12 protein-coding genes, 2 tRNA genes and 1 pseudogene are annotated in these 21,014 nt (G+C 68.4%); 10 read left to right on the forward strand and 5 right to left on the reverse strand.

Annotated features, from left to right (window positions below):
- Positions 1–190: 190 nt before the first annotated feature.
- The 4 genes from dxs to pflA all read left to right on the forward strand — a co-directional run bounded on the left by dxs (position 191) and on the right by pflA (position 5,973).
- Complete coding sequence (dxs, locus tag AXE84_RS10480) at positions 191–2,251, forward strand: 1-deoxy-D-xylulose-5-phosphate synthase (RefSeq protein WP_060957829.1); 2,061 nt, start codon at positions 191–193, stop codon at positions 2,249–2,251.
- A 386-nt stretch (positions 2,252–2,637) separates the two neighbouring features.
- Positions 2,638–4,752: a pyruvate formate lyase family protein gene (locus AXE84_RS10485; RefSeq protein ID WP_060957830.1), complete on the forward strand. Its 2,115-nt coding sequence runs from the start codon at positions 2,638–2,640 to the stop codon at positions 4,750–4,752.
- A 76-nt stretch (positions 4,753–4,828) separates the two neighbouring features.
- Positions 4,829–5,074, forward strand: coding sequence for an autonomous glycyl radical cofactor GrcA2 (gene grcA2 / locus AXE84_RS13375; RefSeq protein ID WP_009406209.1), 246 nt, complete (start codon positions 4,829–4,831; stop codon positions 5,072–5,074).
- Positions 5,075–5,097: 23 nt separating this feature from the next.
- Positions 5,098–5,973, forward strand: coding sequence for a pyruvate formate-lyase-activating protein (pflA, locus tag AXE84_RS10495; RefSeq protein ID WP_060957831.1), 876 nt, complete (start codon positions 5,098–5,100; stop codon positions 5,971–5,973).
- Positions 5,974–6,083: 110 nt separating this feature from the next.
- Here the strand turns inward: pflA and AXE84_RS10500 are convergent, their stop codons facing one another.
- From AXE84_RS10500 to glgX, 5 genes are all read right to left on the reverse strand, one after another.
- Complete coding sequence (locus AXE84_RS10500) at positions 6,084–7,358, reverse strand: HRDC domain-containing protein (protein ID WP_081093153.1); 1,275 nt, start codon at positions 7,356–7,358, stop codon at positions 6,084–6,086.
- 98 nt (positions 7,359–7,456) lie between these two features.
- Entirely contained in the window at positions 7,457–8,062 is a 606-nt protein-coding gene (locus AXE84_RS10505) for a DUF3000 domain-containing protein (protein ID WP_060957832.1), read from the reverse strand.
- A 152-nt stretch (positions 8,063–8,214) separates the two neighbouring features.
- Positions 8,215–10,014 (reverse strand): malto-oligosyltrehalose trehalohydrolase, encoded by a 1,800-nt coding sequence (treZ, locus tag AXE84_RS10510; protein ID WP_060957833.1) that lies wholly within the window; start codon positions 10,012–10,014, stop codon positions 8,215–8,217.
- Positions 10,011–12,650 (reverse strand): malto-oligosyltrehalose synthase, encoded by a 2,640-nt coding sequence (gene treY, locus AXE84_RS10515; protein ID WP_081093155.1) that lies wholly within the window; start codon positions 12,648–12,650, stop codon positions 10,011–10,013. Before treY ends, treZ begins: the two co-directional genes overlap by 4 nt.
- Before the next feature lie 93 nt (positions 12,651–12,743).
- Positions 12,744–14,951, reverse strand: coding sequence for a glycogen debranching protein GlgX (glgX, locus tag AXE84_RS10520; protein ID WP_060957834.1), 2,208 nt, complete (start codon positions 14,949–14,951; stop codon positions 12,744–12,746).
- A 215-nt stretch (positions 14,952–15,166) separates the two neighbouring features.
- Here glgX and AXE84_RS10525 point away from each other — a divergent pair.
- The 6 genes and pseudogenes from AXE84_RS10525 to AXE84_RS10550 all read left to right on the forward strand — a co-directional run bounded on the left by AXE84_RS10525 (position 15,167) and on the right by AXE84_RS10550 (position 20,923).
- A tRNA-Gly gene (locus tag AXE84_RS10525) sits at positions 15,167–15,239 on the forward strand.
- Position 15,240: 1 nt separating this feature from the next.
- A tRNA-Val gene (locus tag AXE84_RS10530) sits at positions 15,241–15,315 on the forward strand.
- A gap of 286 nt (positions 15,316–15,601) precedes the next feature.
- On the forward strand, positions 15,602–16,843 hold the full coding sequence (locus AXE84_RS10535; protein WP_081093156.1) for a carboxylate--amine ligase: 1,242 nt from the start codon (positions 15,602–15,604) through the stop codon (positions 16,841–16,843).
- Positions 16,844–18,178, forward strand: a complete 1,335-nt coding sequence (locus AXE84_RS10540; protein ID WP_060957836.1) for a peptidoglycan bridge formation glycyltransferase FemA/FemB family protein — start codon at positions 16,844–16,846, stop codon at positions 18,176–18,178.
- An 87-nt stretch (positions 18,179–18,265) separates the two neighbouring features.
- Positions 18,266–20,317 carry a threonine--tRNA ligase gene (gene thrS / locus AXE84_RS10545; protein WP_208854555.1) on the forward strand — a complete coding sequence of 684 codons (2,052 nt, stop codon included), beginning with the start codon at positions 18,266–18,268 and terminating at the stop codon, positions 20,315–20,317.
- Positions 20,310–20,923 (forward strand): annotated as a pseudogene (locus AXE84_RS10550) (HIT family protein). The gene thrS and the pseudogene AXE84_RS10550 overlap by 8 nt, the downstream one beginning before the upstream one ends.
- Positions 20,924–21,014: the final 91 nt, after the last annotated feature.

Below are 21,014 nucleotides of genomic sequence, written 5' to 3' on the forward strand. Positions count from 1 at the left end.
ACCCTTGGATCGCTTAGAAGCGTCGGTCCGGGAAGCCTGGCGGTCCCCGGGCCCGGGAAGGAGACTCCTGGGAAGACCCCTTCGCCTCGTCAACGGCTACCCTGTCCCGAGTGCCGCTTCAGCGACCCGCCGCGGCTCGCTCTTGAGCGACACGAACAACTCGTCACCACCTTCGACAAGGAGGCGCACCGTGCCAGCAGCTGCCGAGCGCCCGGCAGGGCCCGCCGGACAGACCGGCAAGGCGCTCCTGCCCTGCGTGCGCAAGCCCGCCGACCTCGATCGGCTCACCAGCGAGCAGCTGGTGACGCTCGCCTCGGAGATCCGCCAGCATCTTGTCGCCTCAGTGGCGCGCACCGGCGGCCACCTCGGCCCCAACCTCGGGGTCGTCGAGCTGACGATCGCGCTGCACCGCACCTTCCGCTCCCCGCGGGACACCATCGTGTTCGACACCGGCCACCAGGCCTACGTCCACAAGCTGCTCACCGGTCGTCAGGACTTCACCCATCTGCGCGAGCGCGGCGGCCTGTCCGGCTACCCCTCACGGGCCGAGTCCGTCCACGACGTCGTGGAGAACTCCCACGCCTCCACCTCCCTGTCCTGGGCCGACGGCATCGCCCGGGCCAACCACCTGCAGGGCCACGACGAGCGCCATGTCGTCGCCGTCATCGGGGACGGGGCCATGACCGGGGGAATGGCCTGGGAGGCCCTGGACAACATCGCCGACTCCTCGGACCGCCACCTGGTCATCGTCGTCAACGACAACGGCCGCTCCTACGCCCCCACCATCGGGGGACTGGCCCACCACCTCGACGCGCTGCGCACCAATCCCGGCTACGAGCGTGTCCTGTCCGGGGTCAAGCGGACGCTCCTGTCGCAGGGCGTCCCCGGCCGGGCCGCCTTCGACGCCCTGCACGGACTCAAGCGGGGGCTCAAGGACGTCCTGGTTCCCTCGGCCTTCTTTGAGGATCTGGGGATCAAGTACACCGGACCGGTCGACGGCCACGACATCACGGCCGTCGAGTTCGCCCTTACTCGTGCCCGCGAGTATGCCGAGCCGGTCATCGTCCACGTCATCACCGAGAAGGGGCGGGGCTACACCCCGGCCGAGGAGCACGTCCCCGACCGCTTCCACGCGGTGGGCCAGATTCATCCCGAGACCGGCTTGCCGGTGGTGGCCGAGCGCTTCGGCTGGACCGCCGTCTTCGCCGAGGAGATCGTCTCCCTGGCCCGAGGTGATGACAGGATCGTCGGGGTCACCGCCGCCATGCAGGCCCCGGTGGGCCTCCAGCCCCTGGCCGATGAGATGCCGACGCGGGTCATCGACGTCGGCATCGCCGAGCAGCACGCGCTGACCTTCTCCGCCGGCCTCGCCTTCGCCGGCATGCACCCGGTGGTCGCCCTCTACGCCACCTTCCTCAACCGCGCCTTCGACCAGGTGCTCATGGATGTCGCTCTGCACCGGGCCGGAGTGACGATCGTCCTGGACCGGGCCGGAATCACGGGAACTGACGGGGCCAGCCACAATGGCATGTGGGACATGGCGCTGTTGGCGCACGTTCCTGGTCTGCGCCTGGCGGCCCCCCGCGACGAGGCGACGCTGCGCGAGAGCCTGCGCACAGCCGTGAGCACTGACGATTCCCCCACCGTCGTGCGCTACCCCAAGGGCGCGCTGCCCGAGCCCCTGACCGCGTTGCGACGCCTCGGTCCGGGGGCGGAAGAAGCGCAGTGCGGCGAGGAGCCGGTGCTCAAGGAGACGCCGCCGCCCGCGAGCTCCTTCGACGTCGTCGATGTCCTGCTCGAGAACCGCTCGCCGGCTGGCGGCGCGCGGATCCTGCTGGTGGGTGTGGGTGCCATGGCCACCGAGGCATACGAGGCCGGCAGGCTCCTTGAGCAGGAGGGGTACGCCGTCACCGTGGTGCATCCGCACTGGGTGATTCCGGCCCCGGCTCCTCTCGTGGCGGCCGCTGCAGATGTTGATGTCGTCGTCGTGGTCGAGGACGGTCTGGTCGAAGGCGGTATTGGTTCCCAGCTGCGTGACGCGGTCGAGGAGTACCGGGCCGATCACAGTGGTACCGGGGGCTGGCCGGTCTTCCGTCGCATCGGCGTGCCGCGACAGTTCGTCGACACGGCCACCCGTGCTCAGCTGATGGAGGACTTCGGTATGCGCGCGGCCGATATCGCCCGGGCGGCCCGCAGAGCCGCCGACAGCGTCTCTGGCACCTGCACCGACCAGGACCTTAGGGCTGAGTAGGGCACGAGTAGGGCAATGGAGGCGGCGCCTCGGCTCCGGTTCCCCGCACGGTAACAGGAATCCGATGGGACACCTGTCCTAATCATTCCGATAGGTTGATGCGCTGGGAACGCGGCCCCATTCGTCTTCGTTGTCGAAGGCTGGAGGGAGTTGGTGGCTGGTGGCGGAGATTCTCCTGAGGAGTCGATACAGGGACTTATGTCCTGGATTGCGAGGGCCGTGATCGACCTGTGAGTCATCTAACCGGCTCTTCTTGGGACCAGCGACCCACAAGCCATTCTCTGAGTTCTAGTCTGAGATCGACGGCGCGCCGATGTGCCGCCTCGCCTCGCAAAGGGCGATCACAACCGGGTGGCTCTCCGGTCACCCACATGAGGAGGGCACGGATGACCACTGAGGTCACAACATCTGCCACCACGGCGAGCGGCAATGACGCCTGGGAGGGCTTCGGCACCGGACCGTGGACCGAGGACATTGACGTCCGCGACTTCATCCAGCGCAACTACACCCCCTACGACGGCGACGCCTCGTTCCTTGCCGACGCCACGGACAAGACCCTGCGTCTGTGGGACACCCTGGAGAAGAACTACCTCTCCGAGGAGCGCAAGGTCCGCATCCTCGACGTCGACACCCACACCCCCGCCGACATCGACGCATTCCCGGCCGGCTACATCAGCGAGGACGACGATGTCATCGTTGGCCTGCAGACCGACTCCCCGCTGCGTCGCGCCATGATGCCCAACGGCGGCTGGCGCATGGTGGAGACCGCCATCAAGGAGGCGGGCAAGGAGGTCGACCCCGAGGTCAAGAAGATCTTCACCCGCTACCGCAAGACCCACAACGACGCGGTCTTCGACATCTACACCCCGCGCATCCGCGCGGCGCGCTCGAGCCACATCATCACCGGTCTGCCCGACGCCTACGGCCGCGGCCGCATCATCGGTGACTACCGCCGCGTGGCGCTCTACGGCGTCGACTTCCTCATCGAGCAGAAGCAGAAGGCCAAGGACGCCGTGGCGGACAAGCCCTTCTCCGAGCACTGGGCCCGCTACCGCGAGGAGCACTCCGAGCAGATCAAGGCGCTCAAGAAGCTCAAGGTCATGGCTCAGACCTACGGCTACGACATCTCCGGCCCGGCCAAGAATGCCCACGAGGCGGTCCAGTGGACCTACTTCGCCTACCTGGCCTCCGTGAAGTCCCAGGACGGCGCCGCCATGAGCATCGGTCGGCTCTCCGGCTTCTTGGACATCTACTTCGAGCGGGACCTGCGCAACGGGGTCATCGACGAGACCCGCGCCCAGGAGCTCATCGACAACATCGTCATGAAGCTGCGCATCACCCGCTTCCTGCGCACCATCGACTACGACCAGATCTTCTCCGGCGACCCCTACTGGGCCACCTGGTCCGACGCCGGTTTCGGTGAGGACGGTCGCGCCCTGGTCACCAAGACCTCCTTCCGTCTGCTGCAGACCCTGCGCAACCTCGGTCCTGCCCCGGAGCCGAACATCACGATCTTCTGGGACGAGAACCTGCCGCAGGGCTACAAGGACTTCTGCGCCCTCATCTCGATTACGACCTCCTCCATCCAGTACGAGGCCGACGAGCAGATCCGTGAGCACTGGGGCGACGACGCCGCGATCGCCTGCTGCGTGTCCCCGATGCGCGTGGGCAAGCAGATGCAGTTCTTCGGTGCCCGCGTCAACTCCGCCAAGGCCCTGCTCTACGCCATCAACGGTGGTCGTGACGAGATGACCGGCAAGCAGGTCGTCACCGGCCTGCCCGGCATCGAGGGCGACGGCCCCCTCGACTTCGACGAGGTCTGGGACAAGTACGAGAAGATGCTCGACTGGGTGGTGGCCACCTACGTTGAGGCCCTCAACATCATCCACTACTGCCACGACCGCTACGCCTACGAGTCCATCGAGATGGCGCTGCACGACTCCGACATCGTGCGCACCATGGGTTGCGGCATCGCCGGTCTGTCGATCGTGGCCGACTCGCTGGCGGCCATCAAGTACGCCAAGGTCACCCCGGTTCGCGACGAGACCGGCCTGGTGGTCGACTACGTCACCGAGGGCGACTTCCCGATCTACGGCAACGACGACGACCGCGCCGACGACATCGCCGCCACCGTGGTCCACACGATCATGTCCAAGATCAAGGCCCAGCCCTTCTACCGGGACGCCATCCCGACCCAGTCGGTGCTGACGATCACCTCCAACGTGGTCTACGGCAAGGCAACCGGCTCCTTCCCCTCGGGGCACCAGAAGGGCACCCCCTTCTCTCCCGGAGCCAACCCGGAGAACGGGATGGACACCCACGGCATGGTTGCCTCGATGCTCAGTGTCGGCAAGCTCGACTACAACGACGCCCTCGACGGCATCTCGCTGACCAACACGATCACCCCGCAGGGACTGGGTCGCACGCTCGACGAGCGCGTCGCCAACCTTGTGGGCATTCTCGATGCCGGCTTCGTCCCCGACGACTGCGCCGAGATCTGATCGAGCCGCTCAATCCGGCCGATCACACCGCAGCAATTTCCACACATCGATCACATCACCTCAGAAAGGGGCCACCATGGCCACGTACGAAGAGCGCCTCGCCTCCATGAAGGCACAGCGTCAGGACAACGGCGGCGTCAAGGGCCTGTACCACGCCAACATCAACGTCCTGGACCGCAACACCCTCGAGGACGCGATGGAGCACCCGGAGAACTACCCGAACCTCACGGTTCGCGTCTCCGGCTACGCCGTCAACTTCGTCAAGCTGACTCGCGAGCAGCAGCTTGACGTCCTCCACCGCACCTTCCACTCCCAGGCCTGAGCCCTGGAGCACGGCGAGCGGTCATGACGCAGACCACGACGACCGTGCGCGACGGCGGTCGGGACCAGGACTTCCTGGCCCCGGCCGCTCGCTTGCGCGGTGCGGGCATCGGCGGGCTCGAGGAGCTGACGGATCTTCAACGCTCGGAACGCCTGGCTCGGATGCGCGATGGCGAGCTGGGCTCGATCCACTCCTGGGAGCTCGTGACCGCGGTGGACGGCCCCGGCACCCGGATGACGGTCTTCCTCAACGGATGCCCCCTGCGGTGCCAGTACTGCCACAATCCCGACACCTTCCTCATGAAGGACGGGGAACCGGTGGAGGCCTCGGAGCTTCTCCGCCGCATGCGCCGCTACCGGGGGGTGTTCCGCGCGTCCAAGGGCGGGATCACGCTGTCGGGCGGTGAGGTCCTCATGCAGCCGGCCTTCGCGGGCAAGCTCCTGGCCGGGGCCAAGAAGATGGGCATCCACACCTGCATCGACACCTCAGGATTCCTGGGTGCCAATGCCAGTGACGAGATGCTCGATAACATCGACCTGGTCCTGCTCGACGTCAAGAGCGGTGACGAGGAGACCTACAAGAAGGTGACGGGGCGCTCCCTGGCCCCGACCATCACCTTCGGTGACCGTCTGGCAGCCAAAGGGATCGAGATCTGGGCCCGGTTCGTGCTGGTTCCAGACCTGACGGACGCCCCTGAGAACGTCCACAACGTGGCCCGAATCATCGAGCGCTGGGGCTCGGTCAGCCGCGTCGAGGTGCTGCCCTTCCACCAGATGGGTACCGACAAGTGGGACGCCCTGGGACTGACGTACCAGCTTCGTGACACCAGGCCCCCGGAGCCGGAACTGGTGGAGTCCACTCGCGCCATCTTCCGTTCCTACGGCTTCGAGGTCCACTGAGGCCAGCGAAGGTCACTGGTTTCTCGAGCCGAGCTCCTCTGAGGAGAATCACGTCGTGCGCCGTCCACGTCACCGTGGGCGGCGCACTGTGGTATGCGCGTGATGGCGCGTCAGCCCAGTGCTGCGGCGAGAGCGGGGGAGGCCTGCTCGATTTGCCACGGTCTGGCCCCCATGGCGACCAGACGCTCACTGATCTCCTGAGCAGTGACTCTGCCGGTACGACCGGCCTCGATCTCCGCGCCGAGGTCCCAAGCTAGATGACGTTGGCACTCCGGGGTCAGGAGGAGTTCCTGGGGCACGCGGATCTCCTCAGCGTGCTGTCTGATGGCCGCGCGTACCTCGGTCAGCCGCTCGGCGGCCGCGGCGTGGTGACGCTGCCAGGAGCGCGGATGGGGGAGCTCGCCGGGCGCCAGTGGTGCGCGGGTGGGGGGAAGCTCGTCGTCGGGCAGCTCCAGGGCGCGTTCGATGGCTCTCCACCAGCGCTCCTGGTTCTGGCGGGCCTGACGGGAGGAGAACTCCTTGAGGGCACTCATCTTGCGTCGTGACCGGGGCCGGGCGACGGCGGCGGCGACCAGTGCCTGGTGGGGGAGGACCTTGGAGGGGGTGCGGTCGAGCTCTGCGGCCAGCTGCTCGCGCGAGTTCCACAGCTCGCGCAGGATGGCGAGTGAGCGGGGGGATCGCACGGAGCTTCCTGCTCGCGGGGTCTTGCGCCATGGGTCGACCTTGGCGGGTTTGGCCGGCTTGGTGCGCACGTGCTCGAACTCCTGGGCGGCCCACTGGTCCTTGCCGGCCGCCTCGAGCTCGGTGGCCAGAGCATCGCGCAGGTCAATGAGCAGCTCGACGTCGAGGGCGGCGTAGGTGAGCCAGGAGGCGGGCAGGGGCCGGGTGGACCAGTCCGCGGCCGCGTGGTCCTTGGCCAGGCGCAGGCCCAGGGTCTCCTCGATGACGGCGCCGAGCCCGACGTGCTGCCGGCCCAGGAGGCGGGCCGCCAGCTCGGTGTCGAACAGGGAAGCGGCCTTCAGGCCGCGTGCGGTCAGGCAGGGGATGTCCTGGTCGGCGGCATGGAGGATCCACTCGGGTCCGTCGAGGGCTGTGGCCAGCTCGGTCAGGGGCCCGGCGGTGACCGGATCGATGAGCAGGGTGCCGACGCCGTCCCGGCGCAGCTGGATGAGGTAGGCGTCCTGTCCGTAGCGGAAGCCGGAGGCTCGTTCGGCGTCGACGGCGACGGGGCCCCGACCGGCCGCCAGGAGCTGAGCGGCTCGGTTCAGCTGGGTGGGGGTGGCGGTGATCTCAGGGAGCCCGTCCTTGGGACGGGGGTAGTCGACGATGTCGTGCGGATTGATGGGGTGATCTGTTGTGCCAGGGGGGACGGCTGGGCGGGGCACGGCCGAGGAAGCAGTTGGGCGGGGCACGGCCGAGGAAGCAGTTGGGCGGGGCACGGCCGAGGAAGCAACTGGGCGGGGCACGCCGGTGCGGCGGGGCGTCACCTTCCGGCTCCGGCGAGAGTGAGGGGGTGGACTGCGGCCGGTTCATGGCCGGAGGCGACCAGCAGGAGTTCGTGCCAGGCGGTGAGGTGGGGGCCGAGCTGGGGGGTCGTGGGGGACCAGGACGCCCGGATCTCGGCGTGGGCGCATGAGTCGGTGAGGGTCAGCCCACCGAAGGTCTCGGACAGTACCCTGGTGACGGTTCCGACCAGTGAGTGGTAGCCGGCGCGGGAGTCCTCCAGGCCGTCGGTGAGCCAGCTCCAGGCGGCAGACTCGAAGACGGGGTCCATGCCGATCTCGTCGTCGATGCGGGCGCGCGCCTGCACGACGATGCGGAAGTCCCCGTCCCAGGCCTCCTGGCCGTCGGGGTCGTGCAGGACGACGAAGCGTCCGGTGGCCACGGGGGTGGCGCCGACTGTCTCCACGGTTTCGGCGCTCAGGGCGGCGGAGTAGGGGGCCAGCTTCTTGGGGGCGGGCACCTCCTCCATGAGGAGCCCTCGGGGGCGGGGCGCGTCGCGAAGGGACAGGAGCGCTTCCTCGAATCGTTCGGGGATGCCACCTGCCTCATTCTGACGCGGCCTACCGTTGACAGTCACGGATGCCACGCTAGTGCGCTACCGCAGTGGGCACATGAAGCCACGCCGCTGGGAGGGTTGCATTGTGTCAACGAGGTGCCTGCCTTTCTGAACGGATGTGCATCGGCCGCTTCCGGTTCGCCGGCATCTGGTCGGCCAGGGAAGCCGCCTGGTGGGACTGGTCAGCGTCGGGCGATGAGCGTCTGTCCGGCCGGCAGGCAGGACGGGGCGGAGCCGACGGGGTCCCAGGACAGGAGCACCTCGCTCAGCTCGGCAGCGGGCCGTGGCCTCCCGGAGAGGTTGGTGACGACGACGATGTCCTCGTAGGTCACGGTGACAACATCGTCGGCCTCATCGATCTGCGGCCACGCGGTGCGCTGGGACCATCCCAGCTCGCGGCGTAGGGCGGTCAGTGCCCGGTACCAGGACAGCATGTGGGCGTGTTCGGTCTTGTCCAGCTCGGACCAGTCCAGGCGTGAGGTCTCGACGGTCCCGGCGTCCTGGGGGTCGGGGATTTCGTCGGCGTCCCAGCCGAAGCCGGCGAACTCCCGGGCGCGCCCCTGGCTGACGCTGCGGGCCAGGTCCTCCTCCTCGTGGTCGGTGAAGAACTGGAAGGGAGTACGGGTTCCCCACTCCTCGCCCATGAAGAGCATGGGCGTGTAGGGCGACAGGAGCACCAGGGCGGCAGTGGCGGCCAGGGCGGCGTCGTCGAGACCGGCCGAGGGGCGGTCCCCGACGGCTCGGTTGCCGATCTGGTCGTGGTTGGAGCCGAAGACGACGAAGCGCCTGGGGTCGGTGTCCTCGGGGACGGGGGCGCCCCAGACCCGGTCCCGGAAAGTGGACCAGATGCCGTTGTGGAGGAAGGCGCTGCTGTAGGCCTTGGTCCACGCCCCGGGCTCGGCGAAGTCGGCGTAGTAGGCCTGCGCCTCGCCGGTGATCCGTGCGTGCAGGGCATGGTGGACGTCGTCGGCCCACTGAGCGGTCATACCCAGGCTGGGTGTCGCGGCGGGGGGCTCCTGGTCGGTGGGGGTGATGACTCCGACATCGTTGAGGTCTGCCTCGGCCACCAGGCTCAGGGGGCGGCCCAGCTCGGCGGACAGGGCGGCCACGGCGTCGGAGAGCTCGGCCAGGACGTGAGCCTGCGGTGGGTCAGCGGCTGCGGCGTCATCCTTGATCTCATGAATGGCGTCCAGGCGCAGGGCGTCGACGTGGAAGTCCCGCAGCCAGCGCAGGGCCGAGTCGATGACGAAGGCACGCACCTGATGACTGCCGTCGTGGTCATAGTTGACGGCCTCACCCCAGGGCGTGTGATGGGCGGGAGTGAAGTAGGGGCCGAAGACGCTGAGATAGTTGCCCGACGGGCCCAGGTGGTTGTAGACGACGTCGAGGCACACGCCGATACCGGCGCGGTGGGCGGCGTCGACGAAGCGCATCAGGGCCTCGGGGCCCCCGTATGCCTCGTGGACGGCCCACAGGCCCACCCCGTCGTAACCCCATCCGGCTCGGCCGGGGAAGGCTGCCAGCGGCATGAGCTCGACGATATCGACGCCCAGCTCAGCCAGGTGGCCCAGCCGGGAGATGGCGCTGTCCAGGGTGCCCTCGGGGGTGAACGTGCCCACGTGGAGCTCGTAGATGACTGAGCCGAGCAGGTCCTTGCCCATCCAGTCCTGGTCGGTCCACTGCCAGGCGCTCGGATCCGTAGTTCGAGAGGGGCCATGGACGCCATGGGGCTGCAGGGCACTGCGGGGGTCGGGGCGGTCGGGGGAACCGTCGACCCGGAAGGCGTAGTCGGTGCCAGGCTCCAGGTCGAAGGGGGCGGCCCACCAGCCGCCGGGGGCCGGGACCATGTCGACCAGCCGGTCATCCAGTCCCTCATCGCCGGGCAGGTGCAGCTCGACCCGCCTCGCCGTGGGGGCCCATACGGGAACGCGGGGGCCCACAGGCAGGGCCGGTGACTGCCAGGTCCGGGATGCCGGGCTCATCGGGCGGCCTCCTGGGTGGTGTGCTGGGCGGCGTGCTCCGCGTCGGTCTGGGAGTCGGGGGAGACGACCCTGGCCAGGACGACGACAGCATCGTCCCCGACCACCTCGGTCAGAGGCTGGCTGCCTCCCTCCACGGTGCCGGTGCGCAGGACGTGCTCCCAGGTCCCATCCGGCAGGACGATGCTCTCCTCACGCCATCCCCCCAGCTGCTCGAGCCGCCGGGACAGGCGCCTGACGATGACGACGACGTCGGGGACCTCGTCGAGCAGGCGGGTGTAGGCGAAGGCGAAGGAGGTGGTCACCGGGATCGTGCGGTAGCCCGAGCGGGGACCGACGAAGGTGTGGGGGCGAGCGGCGCGCAGACGCGCCAGGCGTGAGGTGAGGAAGAGCTTGTCCTCATCCAGGCTGCGCGGTGCGGCTCCGGAGTCGAGGCGCTCCAGGGCGCTGATGAGACCCGAGGGCCCGGCGTAGTCGACCGCGCGACGGTTGTCGGGGTCCACCAGTGAGGTGCGGGTGGTCTCGCTGCCCTGGTAGATGTCGCTGACCCCCATCCAGGTCAGCGACAGCGCCTTGCCGGCGAGGATCGCGGTGCGCACGGACCTGGCCGTCAGGGCCGCGAAGGCCTCGAGCTCGTCGCGGACCTCCTCGCTGGTGAGCAGATGGGTGGCGTAGTCGGTCAGGGCCTGCTCCCGAGCCAGGTCCGGGGCGGTCCAGGTGGTCCAGATCTTCTGCTCCCGGGAGGCCTTGATGAGATAGGCGCTCAGCCGCTCGGAGGTCATGGGGTCGTCGCTGTCGGGCGCCCAGGTCCCCCACAGGGTCTGCCACAGCAGGTTCTCGCTGCGCCCGTCGAGGTCCAGGGGGCGGACCTGCGCGGTCATGGCGCGCAGACGATGGATGAGGTCGCTCCACTCCTCGGCGTAGGAGGCCAGCACGTCCAGGCGGGCGCGCACGTCCTCACCGCGCTTGGTGTCGTGGGTGGTGGAGGTGACCATCGTGTCGGGCCAGATGTTCTGGACCCGGTCGGCCCACGCGTGGGCCTCGTCGGCACTCAGCGCGAAGCCGGCCGGGTTGCCGCCGACCTCGGTGAGACTGGTCAGGTGGGTCCAGCGATAGAAGGCCGTGTCCTCCACTCCCTTGGCGGTGACGGCCCCGCACACCTGCTGGAAACGGATGATGGCCTCGGCTCGCTCGGGGGACTCCGACAGTCCCTCGGAGCCGACCGGCTCACCCAGGAGGATGGCGACCACGAGGTCGAGGGTCTCTCCCTGGTCCGGCTCAAGGCGCTGACGGGCCCGCTCGGCGTCGGCCTGGAGCACGGCGGCCGTCTCCGGGCCGGGAGCTGTGCCGGGAACGACATAGACCCGGTACTGGTCTGCGGCCACGAGCAGCTCGACGACGCAGGCCCGCAGGTCGCGCAGGGTGTGGTCACGCAGGCGCACGTCCTGTGAGGTCAGGCAGTCCAAGATGCGGGCCAGACGGTCGACTTCGGCTGCCAGTGAGCCGGCGATGACCTCTCGCTTGGCCTCCTCGACGATGCGGTCGTAGTCCACCGGAGCGTCCCCGGTGAGCTCCTGCATGAGCGCGCCCAGGCGGGCCGCGCCGGCGGGGTCCACCTGGAGCTGGTCGATCCGCCAGGCGGCGTCGTAGCCGGTGGTTCCGGCCACCGGCCAGGAGGTGGGCAGGGACTCGTCGGGCGCCAGAATCTTTTCCGCAGCGATCCAGGCCCCGCTGGTGGCCTCGGCCAGCTGAGTGAGGTAGCCGCCGGGGTCGGCCAGGCCGTCGGGGTGGTCGACCCGCAGGGCGTTGATGACTCCGTCTCTCATGAGGTCGAGGATGAGGCCGTGGCTTCCGGTGAAGACGTCGGGCTCCTCGACGCGGATTGCGGCCAGGGTGCCGACGTCGAAGAACCTCCGGTAGTTGATCTCCTCGTCGCCGACCTTCCAGTAGGCCAGCCGGTAGTGCTGGCGGTCGACGAGGACGTGCATCGGCAGCGACTCTGTGCCCTGGGCGACGGGGAAGGCGTGGTCGTAGTAGCGCAGGACCCACTGCTCGCCCAGGTCCTCCTGACCCGGAACCACCATCTGCTCCAGGGTGAGCTCCTCATCGGCCAGGACGGCGCCGATGCGCTTGCCCAGGATCGGCATGAGGATGGGCTCGTCCAGGGAGAGATCGAACCAGGCGGCGTAGGGGGAGTCCGGACCCTCACGCAGTACCGACCACAGGGGCAGGTTGTGCCAGCCGGGGGTGGGCACGGCCATGTGGTTGGGAACGATGTCCACCACGACGCCCATGCCGTGGGCGTCGGCCTCAGCGGCCAGGGACTCCAGCTGCTCCCTTCCGCCCATGATGGCCGAGACCCGGCGGTGATCGACGACGTCGTAGCCGTGGGTGGAGCCCGGTGCGGCGGTGAGGATCGGGGAGAGGTAGAGGTCGGTGACCCCCAGGTCGGCCAGATAGGGGACCAGGGCCTTGGCGTCTGCGAAGGTCAGGTCCTCGCCGAGCTGGAGACGGTAGGTGGTCACCGGCGTGCGGTGCTCCGGAGCCGGCACGTGCCCCGACCACGGTGCGTAGGCGGGTGTCTCCGCAAAACCCGCCGAACCTGCCTGATCCACTGCTGCGTCCACTGCGTCGGTCATGTCACTTCCTGAAGCTCGTCTGGTCTGCGTCGGGTGGTGCTGCTTGATGGGTGATGTGCGTTCGGTGGTGCGCCGGAGGGCCGCGGAGAGCCCCTACCTCGGGTGGCGCTCCGTGGTGGCGGCGGACTCGGGGGCGTCGATGAGGAAGAGCATGGAGCGGGCCTCGACCACGACGGTGTCGTCAGCAGCGAGAACCGGGTCGGAGTCCCCGTCCACTGCGGGAGCCGTGTCCAGCGCAACCTTCCAGGTGGGGGCGTAGCCCTCTCCGGGCAGGGTGAAGGTGATGTCCTCGTCGGAGGCGTTGATGAGTACGAGGAAGGAGTCGTCCACGATCCTCTGGCCCCGCTCATCGGGCTCGGCGATCGCCTCCCCGTTGAGGAAGACCATCATGGCCCGGGCGTACCAGGTGGTCCAGTCCTGGTCGGTCATGGACTCACCGGCCGGAGTGAGCCACTCGATCTCGCCGAGCTCGCTCTCCCCGCCGTGGCGGGCATCCCCGGTGAAGAAGCGCCGACGCCGCAGCACCGGGTGGTCGCGACGCAGCCACATCATGGTGCGGGTGAACTCCAGCAGGTCGTTGTCCTGCTCACTGAGATCCCAGTTGACCCAGGAGATCTCGTTGTCCTGGCAGTAGACGTTGTTGTTGCCCCCCTGGGTGCGTCCCATCTCGTCGCCGTGGCAGATCATGGGCACGCCCTGACTGAACAGGACAGTGGCCAGGAAGTTGCGGGTCTGGCGCTGACGCAGCTCGGTGATCGTCGGATCGTCGGTGGGCCCCTCGGCGCCGCAGTTCCAGGACCGGTTGTTGTTGTCCCCGTCTGCGTTGCCCTCGAGGTTGGCCTCGTTGTGCTTCTCGTTGTAGGAGACCAGGTCACGCAGCGTGAAGCCGTCGTGGGCGGTGACGAAGTTGATGCTGGCCACCGGGGTGCGCCCGGCATGCTGGTAGAGGTCGGAGGAGCCGGTGATACGGGAGGCGAACTCGCCCAGGGTGGAGGGCTCCCCGCGCCAGAAGTCGCGCACGGTGTCGCGGTACTTGCCGTTCCACTCGCTCCACAGGGCCGGGAAGCCGCCCACGTTGTAGCCGTCGTCGCCCACGTCCCAGGGCTCGGCGATGAGCTTGACCTGGGAGAGCACCGGGTCTTGGTGGATGATGTCGAAGAAGGCGCTGAGCTTGTCCACCTCGTGGAACTGGCGCGCCAGAGTGGAGGCCAGGTCGAAGCGGAACCCGTCGACGTGCACCTCGGTGACCCAGTAGCGCAGCGAGTCCATGATGAGCTGGAGGACCGCCGGCGAGCGCATGAGCAGCGAGTTGCCGGTACCGGTGGTGTCGAAGTAGTGGCTGGCCGAGCCATCGACGAGGCGGTAGTAGGAGCTGTTGTCGATGCCTCGGAAGGACAGCGTGGGGCCCAGGTGGTTGCCCTCGGCCGTGTGGTTGTAGACCACGTCCAGGATGACCTCGATGTCGGCCTCGTGGAAGGCCTTGACCATGGACTTGAACTCCTGGACCTGCTCACCCTTGGTGCCGTAGGCGGCGTAGGTGTTGTGCGGGGCGAAGAATCCGATCGTGTTGTAGCCCCAGTAGTTCGACAGGCCCTTCTCCTGCAGGTGGGTGTCGTTGACGAACTGATGGACCGGCATGAGCTCGATGGCCGTCGCACCCAGGTTCTTGAGGTGGTCGATGACGGCGGGCTGTGCCAGACCGGCGTAGGTGCCCCGCAGGTCCTCGGGAACCATCGGGTGCAGCTTGGTCATGCCCTTGACGTGGGCCTCGTAGATGATCGTCTCGTGGTACTCGTGGTTCGGGGGACGGTCATGGCCCCAGTCGAAGTAGGGGTTGATGACCACTGAGCGCATGGTGTGTCCCGCCGAGTCCTCCTCGTTGCGCACCTCCGGGTTGTCGAAGGAGTAGGAGTACAGCGTCTGGGACGGGGTCACCTCGCCGTCGATCGCCTTGGCGTAGGGGTCCAGCAGCAGCTTGGAGGGGTCGCAACGATGACCCGATGCCGGGTCGTAGGGGCCTGCCACCCGGTAGCCGTACTTCTGGCCCGGAGAGATCCCGGGCAGGTAGACGTGCCAGACGTCGCCGTCGACCTCCTTGAGGGCCACCCGCTCCTCATGGCCCTCGTCGTCGAACAGGCACAGGTCGACACCGGTGGCGGCCGAGGAGTACAGGGCGAAGTTCGTTCCCGAGCCGTCATAGGTCGCCCCGAGTGGGTAGGGGTGGCCCGGCCAGATCTGGCGCTGGGGGCCCTCCTGAGGTTCCGGTGCGGCCTGAGGCGTCGGTGTTGTCGGCGTGGTCATGGGGACTACCCTGCCACGACTGAGGTGCGAAGGCAGGAGAGTGGGAGAAAGACATGTCACGTCGGAGCGTCTTCTGGCACATCCCCGGGTGCTGCCCGGTGATCGAGGCGGGTCGGCGGGGCGTGAGACACCTCATGAGGACACGGGCTCGACTGGGTTTTGCCTCCGAGGGGTACCTCTGCTAACTTTCTTCCCGCACCCCACAAGGGTGTCACGCGGATGTGGCTCAGTTGGTAGAGCATCACCTTGCCAAGGTGAGGGTCGCGGGTTCGAGTCCCGTCATCCGCTCGGGCGATTGGCGCAGCGGGAGCGCGCTTCCCTGACACGGAAGAGGTCACTGGTTCGATCCCAGTATCGCCCACCAGAACCAACGGTTGGATCGAGCCCGGAGCCCAGCGCTCCGGGCTCTTGTCTTTCTCCGGGCGGGTGGTCTCGCGCTGGGTGGCATGTGTCACCGTCAGGCCGCGATGTTGTCGTTGAGGTGCGGACTATCGCGCGGAATCACGATGGATTGAGGGGGTGGGGCGGAGACGGTCGGGGACGGTCCCGTGTCTGGATCGTGATGTTCCTGGAGCGGTCGGGAACGGGGCGTCCCGGCGTGCTCTACCATCTGGGGAGGAGTTGGCCCCTGCGGCAAGAAACGGATGGTTATGACGCAACGCTTCAGGCACCTGCTGCCCGTGGTCCTCGGCGGTGATATCGGCGCCTACGCCCTGGCTCGGCAGCTTCATGAGGTCACCGGCACGTCGGTGACGGTTGTGGCCTCAGATCCGATCGTCGCGATCTCCGAGTCGGCCTACATCACCGTGGTCCATCAGGAGGCCGGGGCCCCGCCGGAGCGGACCATCGCGCTGCTGCGAAAGCTGGCCCAGGGCCGAGGGCCCCGCAGCGCTGTGCTCATGGCCAACACCGACGCCGCGGCCGCCATGATCTCGGCCCACCGCAGCGAGCTCGAGCCCACCTATGTCCTGCCCTTCCCGGACATCGACGTTCTCGACGCCGTCAGCGACAAGGCCTCCTTCTCCCGTCTGTGCGCAGAGGTCGGGGTGCTCACGCCCCGGGAGGTCGTCGTCGACCTCGCCGACCCCGACTGCGTGCCGCCTACCAGCGCCGACGAGCTCGGCATGGAGTTCCCGCTCGTGGCCAAGGCGGCCATCGGCGCTGACTACGACCGCATCTCCTTCCCCGGCAAGCGCAAGATCTGGTTCATCGACGACGCCGCCGAGCTGGCAGGCATGTGGAGGAGCCTGAAGGAGGCCGGCTACCGCTCCACCTTCCTGGTTCAGGAGTGCATCCCCGGTGACGACACCGCCATGCGCTCGGTGACCGCCTACATGGACTCCACCGGTGAGCTGCGCCTCATCGGCTCGGCGCGTGTCCTGCTGCAGGACCACGCGCCCACCATGATCGGCAACCCGGTCGCCATGATCACCGAGGCCTTCCCCGACCTGTGGGAGGCCACTGGACGCCTGCTGCGCCACGCCGGCTACCGCGGCTTCGCCAACCTCGACATCAAGGTCGACCCCCGCGACGGACGGGAGCTCTTCTTCGAGGTCAACCCCCGTATCGGCCGCAACTCCTTCTACCTCACCGCCGCCGGCGCCAACCCCATGGCCGTCATGCTCAAGGACCTGGTCCTGGACCAGCGCGACGAGCCCATCGAGGTCACCCGGCAGGTCCTCTACTCCCTGGTTCCCGACGGCGTCATCGCACGCTACGTGTCCGACGAGGCGCTGCGCCGCAAGGCCAAGGGCCTGGGGCGGGGCGTCGACCCGCTGCGCGACCCGGCCGAGCGCTCGCTGCGCCGTCGCGTGACGATCGAGCTCCAGCGCCTCAACCACTACCGCAAGTTCGCCCGCAACTATCCGCAACGAGTCGACAGGTCCCGCTGAATGCCCGAGAACGAGAACATGCCCGACAGCATCACCCCCGACGCCACGACTGATTCCGCGACTGACTCCATGACTGACTCCACCCCTGACGCCAAGGTCGAGGCCGGTGCGCCGGCCCCCGAGAACGCTCAGGCGACTCAGCCCAAGAACAAGGGGCGCAAGGGCGGCGAGCCCGAACAGCCCAAGCAGCCCGAGCAGAAGGGCGACCCGACCGACAAACCCGCCCAGCCCGCTAGGGCTGACAAGGCTGACAAGCCCAAGGCGCCTCGGCTCACGCACCCCGAGCCGGTGCACTCCACCCCGGACCGCTCCGAGACCCTGCGTCGGGTCGACGGGCGCGAGATGCGCCTGGCCGTGGGCAACAGCCACTTCCCGGTTGAGCAGACCGAGGCCTGGGAGCGCTTCGAGGAGGCCATGGGCCGCCCCCTGTGGGGTCGCTACCTCTATGAGGACGAGGGCAAGCCCGTGGCCGCCATCGCCCTGTACCGCTACGAGATGGGCGGCCAGACCTTCCTGTGGGCCAAGCACGGCCCGGTCTGGCTCAAGGAGCAGTCACCCGAGCGCGAGGCCCACCTGCGGCGCCTGCTGCGCTCCGTGGTCAAGGAGCGCGACCGCTCCGTGCGCTTCATCCGCATGCACGCCCGCTACCGCGCTGCCGACCTGCGAGAGCTGCTGTCCACCATCACCTACGACCGCACCTACGTCATCGACCTGGTGCCCAAGACACCGGAGAAGATCGCGGCGGTCATGCCCAAGGACGGGCGCCGCGCGGTCAAGCGCGCCGAGCGCGTCGCCCGGGAGGCCGGCTGCACCATCAGCGACGAGACCGGCCTGAGCCGCGAGGAGTTCGACCAGGTCTATGAGGTCCTGCGCGAGACCGCCGAGCGCGACGGCTTCAAGCCCCACGACGCCGAGGTCTACTGGACCATGCTCACCTCCCTGGGGGAGAAGAACGCCCGCCTGTTCGTCCTGCGCAAGGACGGCATCCCCCACGCCTGGGACCTCATCCTCACCTCGGGCAAGGATGCCGTGGCCTACTACGGCGCCTCCTCCAACGAGTCGCGCACCTTCCGCGGGGCCGAGGCCCTGGACTGGTGGGCCGCCTGCACCCTGGCGCAGGAGGGCTACCGCGGCCTGGACCTCATGGGCGCCGGCTCCACCCGCGTCCCCTCGCTCTACACGGTGGGCCAGTACAAGAAGCGCTACGCCCAGCACGTCACCGAGGTGGACGGGGCCTGGGACGTTCCGGTTTCCCGCGTCATCTACTCCGGGATGTCCGCCGCCAAGCGCCTGCGTGACGCACTGCGCGCGCGGCGTGGCTCACGGGAGGACTGAGCCCGCGCGACCACGACGTAGACTCGCGGCCGAACCGGGGTGCACCAGTACAGCGCCCCGCACCGATGCAGCAGAGGAGACGAACCCGTGTCAGACCAGCTCATGATTGAGATCACCCTCGACGGCGCGCCCCGCACCATTGAGGCGGGCAGCACGGGGGCGCTCCTCCTGCAGGACGCCGTCAAGAAGGACGGTGTCGTCGCGATGCGCGTCAACGGCGAGCCCTGGGATCTGGAGCGCCAGGTCCCGGCGGGCGCCGTCGTCGAGCCCATCACCCTGGCCAGCGAGGACGGCCTCAACATCCTGCGCCACAGCGCCACCCACGTCATGGCGCAGGCCGTCCAGGAGATGTTCCCGGACGTCAACCTCGGCATCGGCCCCTTCATCACCGACGGCTTCTACTACGACTTCGGCGCCATCGACGCCGTCACCCCCGAGATGCTGCGCGAGATCGAGAAGCGCATGAAGCGGATCGTCAAGGAGGGGCAGCGCTTCGTGCGCCGCGACATCACCGAGGACCAGGGGCGTGAGGAGCTGGCCGACCAGCCCTACAAGCTCGAGCTCATCACCACCAAGGGAGCGGGCGCCGAGGGCGCCTCGGTCGAGGTCGGCGCCGGCGGGCTGACCATGTACGACAACGTCCGACGCGACGGCACCGTCGCCTGGACCGACCTGTGCCGCGGCCCCCACCTGCCCTCGACCCGCCTCATCGGGCAGGGCTTCGCGCTGACCAAGTCCTCGTCGGCCTACTGGAAGGGCGACCAGTCCGGCGACTCCCTCCAGCGGATCTACGGCACCGCCTGGGCCACCAAGGACGATCTCAAGGCCTACCAGACCCGCCTGGCCGAGGCCGCCAAGCGCGACCACCGCAAGCTCGGCGCCGAGCTCGACCTCTATTCCTTCCCCGAGGAGATCGGCCCCGGCCTGGTGGTCTTCCACCCCAAGGGCGCCATGCTGCGCCACCAGATCGAGCAGTACGTCGTCGACCGCCACCAGGACTACGGCTTCGACTTCGTCCACACCCCCGAGATCTCCAAGGGCGGGCTCTTCCACACCTCCGGGCACCTGCCCTACTACGCCGACACCATGTTCCCGCCCATGCTCGCCGACGAGGAGCGCGACGCCGAGGGCAACATCACCAAGGCCGGCCAGGAGTACTACCTCAAGGCCATGAACTGCCCGATGCACAACCTCATCTTCCGCTCCCGCGGACGCTCCTACCGCGAGCTGCCGTTGCGCTTCTTCGAGATGGGCCACGACTACCGCTACGAGAAGTCCGGTGTCGTCCACGGGCTCACCCGCATGCGCGGCTTCACCCAGGACGACTCCCACACCTACTGCACCCCGGAGCAGGCCGGCGAGGAGATCCGCGCCCAGATCGACTTCTTCCTGTCCATCCTCAAGGCCTTCGGACTGACCGACTTCTACCTCGAGCTGTCCACCCGCGACGAGGACGGCGCCAAGAAGGACAAGTTCATCGGATCCGACGCCGACTGGACCGCCGCCACACAGGCCCTCCAGGACGCCTGTGACGCCTCCGGGCTGGAGGTCGTTCCCGACCCGGGTGGCGCCGCCTTCTACGGCCCCAAAGTCTCGGTCCAGGTCAAGGACGCCATCGGCCGGACCTGGCAGATGTCCACCATCCAGTACGACTTCAACCAGCCCGAGCGCTTCGACCTGGAGTACACGGCCGCTGACGGCACCCACCAGCGCCCCATCATGATCCACTCGGCCAAGCTGGGCAGCGTGGAGCGCTTCATCGGGGTCCTCACCGAGCACTACGCGGGCGCCTTCCCCGCCTGGCTCTCCCCGGTGCAGGTCCGGCTCATCCCCGTGGCCGAGGCCTTCGACGCCTACGTCGATGACGTCGCCGCCCAGCTGCGCGCCCAGGGGGTGCGCGTCGAGGTGGACCACTCCGACGACCGCTTCGGCAAGAAGATCCGCAACGCCTCCAAGGACAAGATCCCCTTCACCCTCATCGCCGGGGGAGAGGACGCCGAGGCCGGCGCCGTCTCCTTCCGGTTCCGGGACGGCCAGCAGACCAACGGCGTGCCCGTCAAGGAGGCCGTGGCCCACATCGTCAGCGTCATCGACGCCCGTATCAACGACCCGGCGGGGGAGAAGCTGCACAGTGACTGAGGAAGTGACCGGAGAGACGATCAGCGCCCCCGGGGGCGGTGACGACGTCGAGGTGGAGGCTCCCTTCTACCACGAGGGCGCTCCGCAGGCCTTTCAGCGGCTGTGGACTCCGCACCGCATGGTCTACATCGGGGGCAGAACAAGCCCTCCGATGACACCCCCGCACAGTGCCCGTTCTGCACCGGGCCGCAACGCGGTGACGAGGAGTCCCTCATCGTCCACCGGGGCCAGACCAGCTACGTCATCATGAACCTGTACCCGTACAACACCGGTCACCTGCTGGTGTGCCCCTACCGGCACATCTCGGACTGGACCGAGGCCACCCCGGCCGAGCGCCAGGAGATCGGTGAGCTGACCGCCACGGCCATGAGCGTCGTGCGCTCGGTGAGCCGCCCCCACGGGTTCAACCTGGGGATGAACCAGGGCGAGGTCGCCGGTGCAGGGATCGCCGCCCACCTCCACCAGCACATCGTGCCGCGCTGGAAGGGGGACGCGAACTTCATGCCCATCATCGGTCGGACCAAGCCCGTGCCCCAGCTGCTCGGGGAGCAGCGGGACATGCTCGCCGCCGCCTGGGCCACCCGGGCCGGGCAGAGCGGGGACTGATCCCCCTGGCCCTTCTTGACGTGCTCCGGCAGGCTGAGGGTGTTCCCGTCCGTCCCGATCCATCCCATGTCATCACAGAGCGTCTCTCCGA

This window comes from Actinomyces oris (assembly GCF_001553935.1).
Lineage (GTDB): Bacteria > Actinomycetota > Actinomycetes > Actinomycetales > Actinomycetaceae > Actinomyces > Actinomyces oris_A.